The sequence below is a fragment of the Yoonia sp. genome (genome assembly GCF_036007805.1).
Lineage (GTDB): Bacteria > Pseudomonadota > Alphaproteobacteria > Rhodobacterales > Rhodobacteraceae > Yoonia.
The window spans coordinates 1-5,642 of record NZ_DASYOK010000112.1 but is presented as its reverse complement, the minus strand read 5'-3'; the positions used below and the strand labels follow the sequence as shown (position 1 = coordinate 5,642).

Sequence of the window (5,642 nt, the reverse complement as noted above, 5' to 3'; positions counted from 1 at the left end):
TCCCATTCTTGACGCCACCCATCCCCCCGTCTATACGCCACCAGTCGGCAGGCATCCGCCTCCGACTCAGATGTAACGCCGTGTTTGGCCGCTCCCGTCGCTGGGGGCCAATTCCGGCAAAAGGAGAAGCGACATGAAACTGAACGAACTCTCAGACAACCCGGGCGCCACCAAAGGCAAAAAGCGTCTTGGCCGTGGTCCAGGTTCCGGCAAAGGTAAGACCGGTGGCCGTGGTATCAAAGGTCAGAAATCGCGTTCCGGCGTAGCCATCAAAGGCTATGAGGGCGGCCAGATGCCACTCTACCAGCGTCTGCCAAAGCGCGGCTTCAACAAGCCGAACCGCAAGACTTTCGCTGTCATCAACCTTGGTCTGATTCAGAAATTCATCGACGAAGGCAAGATCGACGTCAAAGCCGACATCACCGAAGATGCGTTGATCGCGTCCGGTCTGGTGCGTCGCAAGAACGACGGTATCCGCGTTCTTGCCAAAGGCGATTTCAAGGCCAAAGCAACGATTGCTGTCACCGGTGCCTCCAAGGGCGCTGTTGAGGCGGTTGAAAAGGCTGGCGGCACATTGACTGTCACAGCACCGGCTGCGGCTGAGTAAGACCTTGTGAGCGGCGTCACCGTCGCTTACATACCTCTTCAAGTTTTCCCAAACGCCGCGATCCGGGAAACGGTATCGCGGCGTTTCTATTGAAAAGAGACCCATATGGCTTCTGCAGCAGAGCAAATGGCAGCCAACGTCAGTTGGAGCGCCTTCGGCAAAGCAACTGAACTGCGTCAGCGCATCCTGTTTACGATTGGTTTGCTGATTATCTACCGTCTTGGCACGTTTATTCCGGTTCCCGGAATTGATGGTATTGCCTTGCAGCAGTTCATGGAAGACGCGCAATCGGGCATTGGCGGCATCCTGTCGATGTTCACCGGTGGTGCCCTGTCACGCATGGCAATCTTTACGCTTGGCATTATGCCCTACATCTCTGCCTCGATCGTGATGCAGCTCTTGGGATCCATGTGGGAGCCGCTCAAGAACCTCAAGAAAGAGGGTGAGCAGGGCCGCCGCAAGCTGAACCAATATACCCGTTATTTCACTGTCGTTCTGGCCACTGCACAGGCCTACGGCCTTGCTGTCAGCCTTGAGGCCGGTGGTCTTGCGGCTGATCCGGGCCTGTTCTTCCAGGCCTCGACTGTCATCACCATCGTTGGCGGCTGTATGTTCCTGATGTGGTTGGGTGAGCAGATCACGGCCCGCGGTATCGGCAACGGTATCTCCTTGATCATTTTCGTCGGTATTATCGCCGAAATCCCGGCCGCTCTTGCACAGTTCCTGTCGCAGGGTCGTTCCGGTGCGATCAGCCCTCTGGTCATCGTGGGGATTATCCTGATGTTGATCGTGGTTCTGACGTTTGTGGTCTTCATGGAGCGGTCATTGCGCAAGATCCACATCCAGTACCCGCGTCAGCAGCGCGGCATGAAGGTTTATGACGGCTCGACCAGCCATCTGCCGATCAAAGTCAACCCCGCTGGTGTGATCCCCGCGATCTTTGCCTCTGCCTTGCTGTTGCTGCCAACAACGATAAGCACGTTCAGCGGCGGATCGTCTGGCCCGTTCATGTCGACCGTTCTGGCGCTCTTTGGGCCTGGCCAACCACTCTATCTGATCTTCTTTGGTGGCATGATCATCTTCTTCACGTATTTTTACACCCGCGAAGTGGCCTTCAAGACCGAGGACGTTGCCGAGAACCTGAAGAACCAGAACGGATTTGTGCCCGGCATCCGCCCCGGCAAGAAGACCGAGGAATACCTCGACTATGTCCTTACGCGTATTCTCGTTCTGGGCTCTGGTTATCTGGCGCTTGTGGCGCTGTTGCCCGAGATCATCCGCGCCGAACTGGCCATTCCGTTCTACTTTGGCGGCACATCTATCCTGATTATTGTGTCTGTGGGTATGGACACGATCCAGCAAATCCAGTCACACTTGGTGGCACATCAATACGAAGGCCTGATTGAGAAGTCTCAATTGCGTGGCAAGCGTAGCGCAAAACGTAAAGGGCCATCACGCCGATGAATATCATTCTGCTGGGACCGCCGGGGGCGGGTAAGGGAACACAGGCACGCAAGCTTGTTGAAGAACGCAATATGGTGCAGTTGAGCACTGGCGATATGCTGCGCGCCGCCCGCACCAGCGGGACCGAAATGGGCAAGACTGTAGCGGCCGTGATGGACCGTGGTGATCTTGTGACCGATGAGATTGTGATCGGCCTGATCCGCGAACAGCTTGAAACTGATGACGGCAAAGGCGGCTATATCTTTGACGGCTTCCCGCGCACATTGGCGCAGGCTGATGCGTTGGGAAATCTGCTGGTCGAGATGGGTGAGAACCTTGACTGCGTGATCGAGATGCAAGTGGATGACGAGGCGCTTGTTGACCGCATCACGGCACGCGCGACCTGTGGCGATTGTGGTGAGGTCTATAATGATAACACCAAGCCGATCCCGGCGGATGGCAAATGCACCAATTGTGGCGGCTCGAATTTCCAGCGCCGCGCCGATGACAACGCAGACAGCCTGCGGACCCGTTTGATGGCTTATTACAAACAGACCAGCCCGCTGGTCGGTTATTATTATGCCAAGGGTGACTTGAAGTCTGTGGATGGTCTGGCCAGCATGGAAGATGTGGCTGCGAGTATCGCTTCGGCACTGGGTCAGGCCGAAAAATCCTGATATTTTGCAATGGGGCAGGGTGGAATTGGCAAATCGCCTATTGTGCTGCCCCAGCGCCTTGACGCCTTGGCAAATGCCCCCTAAACAGCGCCATCCCAACTGGGAATCATTTTGTGGTTGATGGGTCGCCCCCAAAGATCACAAGGCACCTCGATATGACGCAGCCCGGCGCCCCAAAGGTCCGGGCTTCCGTTGTGAAAAAAGGGTCTGGAACGACGGACCCGCAACGAAAAGGAATAGCAACGTGGCACGTATTGCCGGCGTAAACATCCCGACTGCAAAGCGGGTTCCAATCGCCCTTACTTACATCACCGGTATTGGTTCTGCCAAAGCCGAAGAAATCTGCGCAGCGACCAACATTGATCGCGCGCGCCGTGTAAACCAGCTTTCTGATGCAGAAGTGCTGTCGATCCGTGAATACATCGACGCCAACCTGACAGTGGAAGGTGACCTGCGTCGCGAGACACAGATGAACATCAAGCGTCTGATGGACCTTGGTTGCTACCGTGGCCTGCGCCACCGTCGTAACCTGCCGGTTCGCGGTCAGCGGACATCCACAAACGCACGTACACGCAAGGGTCCTGCAAAGGCCATTGCTGGTAAGAAGAAATAAGGGAGGCTTGATCAATGGCACGTGATACAAAACGCACCAAGAAGAAGGTTTCCAAGAACATCGCAGCCGGTGTTGCGCATGTGAACTCTTCTTTCAACAACACAAAAATTCTGATCTCCGACGTACAGGGCAACGCTATTTCTTGGTCGTCCGCCGGTACGATGGGTTTCAAAGGTTCACGGAAATCCACACCTTATGCGGCGCAAATGGCTGCTGAGGATGCAGGCAAGAAAGCACAAGATCACGGCGTCAAGACGCTTGAGGTCGAAGTGCAGGGTCCTGGTTCCGGTCGTGAATCCGCGCTTCGCGCATTGGCCGCAGTTGGTTTCAACATCACATCGATCCGTGACGTGACACCAATGGCCCACAACGGTTGCCGCCCACCAAAGCGTCGCCGCGTCTAATTACACCCAAACGCCTTGGGGTCGTGCATGATTTTGCATGGCCCCAATCCGTCATTTTAACCTCGGGCGTTTGCCTTTTTGGACATGAAGGCAGACTAGTATGGAGGGACATATGATCCACAAGAACTGGGCTGAGTTGATTAAGCCGACTCAATTAGAAGTTAAGCCAGGCAACGATCCTGCGCGTCAGGCAACCGTCATTGCAGAACCGCTCGAGCGTGGTTTTGGTTTGACATTGGGCAACGCCCTGCGCCGCATTTTGATGAGCTCCCTTCAGGGCGCCGCGATTACTGCTGTTCAGATTGACAACGTATTGCACGAGTTCTCAAGCGTGTCCGGTGTGCGTGAAGACGTCACCGATATCGTCCTGAACCTCAAAGGTGTTGCGATCCGCATGGAGGTCGAAGGCCCCAAGCGTCTGGCCGTTCAGGCCAAAGGCCCCGGCGTCGTGACAGCCGCCGACATCAGCGAAACCGCAGGTATCGAGATACTCAACAAGGATCACGTGATCTGCCACCTTGACGAAGGCGCTGACCTCTACATGGAACTGACCGTGAATACCGGTAAGGGCTATGTCGCTGCCGACAAGAACAAGCCTGAAGACGCACCGATCGGCATGATGGCCGTTGATGCGATCTACTCGCCTGTGAAAAAAGTCAGCTATGACGTGCAGCCAACCCGCGAAGGTCAGGTTCTGGACTATGACAAGCTGACTATGAAAGTTGAAACCGACGGGTCGCTGACACCTGATGATGCTGTGGCCTACGCTGCCCGTATCCTGCAGGACCAGTTGTCGATCTTCGTCAACTTTGACGAGCCTGAATCAGCCACTGCTGGCGCTGACGATGACGGGCTCGAGTTCAACCCGCTGCTGCTCAAGAAAGTGGACGAACTGGAACTGTCTGTCCGTTCGGCAAACTGCCTCAAGAACGACAACATCGTCTACATCGGCGATCTGATCCAGAAAACCGAAGCGGAAATGCTGCGCACACCGAACTTTGGCCGCAAATCTTTGAACGAGATCAAAGAAGTGCTGTCAGGCATGGGTCTGCACCTTGGCATGGACGTTGAGGACTGGCCGCCGGACAACATCGAAGATCTGGCGAAGAAGTTTGAGGATCAGTTTTAACTGATCCGAAAATCCCGGACTTGATCCGGGAACTGCACCAAGCGCGAGGCCCCGGATCAAGCCCGGGGCTGCGTCACACCAAAAATGCCTGCAAGAGCGGGGAACATCCTGGGCAATTCCGCCCCACTAACGGAGCCAGCGACACGCATCGCATCGGCCCATCCTAAAACAAAATGGAGACTATCACATGCGTCACGCACGAGGTTACCGCCGCCTGAACCGCACACATGAGCACCGCAAGGCGCTCTTCGCGAACATGGCTGGCTCGCTCATTGAGCATGAGCAAATCAAGACAACATTGCCCAAGGCGAAAGAACTGCGCCGTATCGTTGAAAAGCTGGTCACACTTGGCAAGCGCGGCGATCTGCACGCACGCCGTCAGGCCAACGCGCAGTTGAAGCAGGAATCGCACACCGCGAAACTGTTCGAAGTACTCGGCCCACGCTACGCCGAGCGTCAGGGCGGCTATGTCCGCATCATCAAAGCGGGTTTCCGTTATGGTGACATGGCCCCGATGGCGATCATCGAATTCGTCGACCGCGACGTCGATGCAAAAGGCGCGGCTGACAAGGCACGTCTGGCCGAATACGAGGCCGCTGAGGATTAATTTTCCCAAGCATCACCTGATTTTCGCAAAGCCCTGCCATTCTGGCGGGGCTTTCGCTTTTTTGAACAAAGCTTATGTTTCTGCCATGGCCGATCTTTTTGACAGCACCTCCAGCAATACCCCCAACGGCCCGCGCCCGCTGGCGGATCGTTTGCGGCCCAA

7 protein-coding genes are annotated in these 5,642 nt (G+C 55.8%); all 7 read left to right on the top strand.

The window, feature by feature from the left end:
* Positions 1-133: 133 nt before the first annotated feature.
* Positions 134-607, top strand: coding sequence for a 50S ribosomal protein L15 (rplO, locus tag VGP75_RS06350; RefSeq protein WP_327542851.1), 474 nt, complete (start codon positions 134-136; stop codon positions 605-607).
* A gap of 105 nt (positions 608-712) precedes the next feature.
* Positions 713-2,071, top strand: a complete 1,359-nt coding sequence (gene secY / locus VGP75_RS06345) for a preprotein translocase subunit SecY (RefSeq protein ID WP_327542850.1) — start codon at positions 713-715, stop codon at positions 2,069-2,071.
* Complete coding sequence (locus VGP75_RS06340) at positions 2,068-2,727, top strand: adenylate kinase (RefSeq protein WP_327542849.1); 660 nt, start codon at positions 2,068-2,070, stop codon at positions 2,725-2,727. The genes secY and VGP75_RS06340 overlap by 4 nt, the downstream gene beginning before the upstream one ends.
* Positions 2,728-2,971: 244 nt before the next feature.
* Complete coding sequence (rpsM, locus tag VGP75_RS06335; protein ID WP_110278008.1) at positions 2,972-3,340, top strand: 30S ribosomal protein S13; 369 nt, start codon at positions 2,972-2,974, stop codon at positions 3,338-3,340.
* Between the two features lie 14 nt (positions 3,341-3,354).
* Entirely contained in the window at positions 3,355-3,744 is a 390-nt protein-coding gene (rpsK, locus tag VGP75_RS06330; RefSeq protein WP_008236527.1) for a 30S ribosomal protein S11, read from the top strand.
* 112 nt (positions 3,745-3,856) lie between these two features.
* Positions 3,857-4,873 (top strand): DNA-directed RNA polymerase subunit alpha, encoded by a 1,017-nt coding sequence (locus tag VGP75_RS06325; protein ID WP_327542848.1) that lies wholly within the window; start codon positions 3,857-3,859, stop codon positions 4,871-4,873.
* Positions 4,874-5,060: 187 nt separating this feature from the next.
* A complete protein-coding gene (gene rplQ / locus VGP75_RS06320; protein WP_327542847.1) occupies positions 5,061-5,480 on the top strand; it encodes a 50S ribosomal protein L17 in 420 nt (139 codons plus the stop codon).
* The last annotated feature ends 162 nt before the right edge of the window (positions 5,481-5,642 follow it).

Coding starts and splice junctions, on each gene's coding strand:
- rplO (WP_327542851.1), top strand. CDS start 134: ATGAAACTGAACGAACTCTCAGACAACCCGGGCGCCACCAAAGGCAAA.
- secY (WP_327542850.1), top strand. CDS start 713: ATGGCTTCTGCAGCAGAGCAAATGGCAGCCAACGTCAGTTGGAGCGCC.
- VGP75_RS06340 (WP_327542849.1), top strand. CDS start 2,068: ATGAATATCATTCTGCTGGGACCGCCGGGGGCGGGTAAGGGAACACAG.
- rpsK (WP_008236527.1), top strand. CDS start 3,355: ATGGCACGTGATACAAAACGCACCAAGAAGAAGGTTTCCAAGAACATC.
- VGP75_RS06325 (WP_327542848.1), top strand. CDS start 3,857: ATGATCCACAAGAACTGGGCTGAGTTGATTAAGCCGACTCAATTAGAA.
- rplQ (WP_327542847.1), top strand. CDS start 5,061: ATGCGTCACGCACGAGGTTACCGCCGCCTGAACCGCACACATGAGCAC.